Source organism: Methylobacterium sp. CCH5-D2 (assembly GCF_001556475.1).
Taxonomy (GTDB): Bacteria; Pseudomonadota; Alphaproteobacteria; order Rhizobiales; family Beijerinckiaceae; genus Methylobacterium; species Methylobacterium hispanicum.
This window is the reverse complement of sequence record NZ_LSIX01000828.1, coordinates 1-1470: the sequence shown is the minus strand read 5'-3', so window position 1 is coordinate 1470 and position 1470 is coordinate 1. Positions and strand designations below refer to the sequence as shown.

General features: G+C 75.0%; 1 protein-coding gene. It reads right to left on the bottom strand.

Translation table 11 applies throughout. The features are described 5' to 3' along the window. Window positions 1-61: 61 nt before the first annotated feature. Window positions 62-1354: an MFS transporter gene (locus AX737_RS21785; protein ID WP_066924858.1), complete on the bottom strand. Its 1293-nt coding sequence runs from the start codon at window positions 1352-1354 to the stop codon at window positions 62-64. Between the last annotated feature and the right edge of the window lie 116 nt (window positions 1355-1470).

Sequence of the window (1470 nt, the reverse complement as noted above, 5' to 3'; positions counted from 1 at the left end):
CCCGGGGCTGCGCGCCCCGGACCCCGCCCAAGGGTGTGACACCCTTGGGGATCCCCGACCTTCAGGCCGGCACCGGCTCGGCGCGAGGGGCGTCGCGGCCGATCAGCATCGCCATCGCGGCGGCGACGAGGCAGAGGAAGCCCGCCGCCACGAAGGCCGAGGCGTAGTCGCCCGTGCCGGTGCGGACGAGGCCCGCCGCCCAGGCGGCGCAGGCCGCGCCGATCTGGTGGGCCGCCGCGATCCAGCCGAACATCAGCGCGGCGTTCTCCTCGCCGAAGGCGCGGCCGGCGAGCGCCACGGTCGGCGGCACGGTGGCGATCCAGTCGAGCCCGTAGAACACCGCGAAGAGCGAGAGGCCGTAGAGGCTGCCGTCGAAGGCCTGGGGCAGGAAGACGAGCGAGAGCCCGCGCAGGCCGTAGTACCACGCCAGCAGCTTGCGGGGATCGACCCGGTCGGTGAGCCAGCCGGACGCCGTGGTGCCGAGCAGGTCGCAGATCCCCATGAGCGCCAGCATCGAGGCCGCCGTCACCTCCGGGATGCCGCGGTCGAGGCAGGCCGGGATCAGGTGGGTGCCGACGAGCCCGTTGGTCGAGGCGCCGCAGACGAAGAAGGTGCCGGCCAAGAGCCAGAAGTCGCGGCTGCGCGCGCCCGCTGCCAGCCCCTGCAGCGCCCGCCGGGCCGGGTTGACGCCCCCCTTCGGGGCCGGCTGGAGCGCGCGCTCGCCGTAGCGCGGCAGGCCGAGGTCGGCCGGGCGGTCGCGCATCAGCAGCGCCACCAGCGGCACGAGGCCGAGCGCGGTCGCGGCCACCGTCAGCGCCACCGCGCGCCAGCCGTGATCGACCACGATGTGGGCCAAGAGCGGCAGGAAGACGAGCTGGCCCGTGGCGCTGCTGGCGGTCAGCAGCCCCACCACGAGGCCGCGGTGGCGCCCGAACCAGCGCCCGGCCACCGTCGCGCCCAGCACGTTGGCCACCATGCCGCTGCCTGAGCCCACCAGCACGCCCCAGAGCGCCACCATCTGCCAGGAGGCCCGCATGAACACCGTCGCGGCGGTGCCCGCGGCGAGCACGAGGAGCGCGGCGCAGACCGAGCGGCGCAGGCCGAAGCGCTCGATGATCGCCACCGCGAAGGGGCCGATCATGCCGTACAGGAAGATGTTGACCGCCACCGCCCCGGCGATCGTGGCCGTCGACCAGCCGAACTCGCGCTCCAGCGGCACGATCAGGATGCCGGGCGTCGCCCGGATCCCGGCGCCGATCAGCAGCACCACGAAGGTCACCCCCGCCACCACCCAGGCGTAGTGCAGGCGGTGCGGCAGATCTGCCGGGCCGCGGGTCGGATGCTGCACCGCCATGGGTCGGGCTCTCGTCTTCCGGGGGATCAAGCGAAGTATCACGGTTGCGCCGGGAGCGCGGCGACCAGGGCCGCGAGCGCGCCGGGCGCCAGCCGCGCCCCGAGCCGGGCCTCCAC

Excerpts from the sequence above, each read along its gene's own strand:
- AX737_RS21785 (WP_066924858.1), bottom strand. The coding sequence starts at position 1,354 with ATGGCGGTGCAGCATCCGACCCGCGGCCCGGCAGATCTGCCGCACCGC.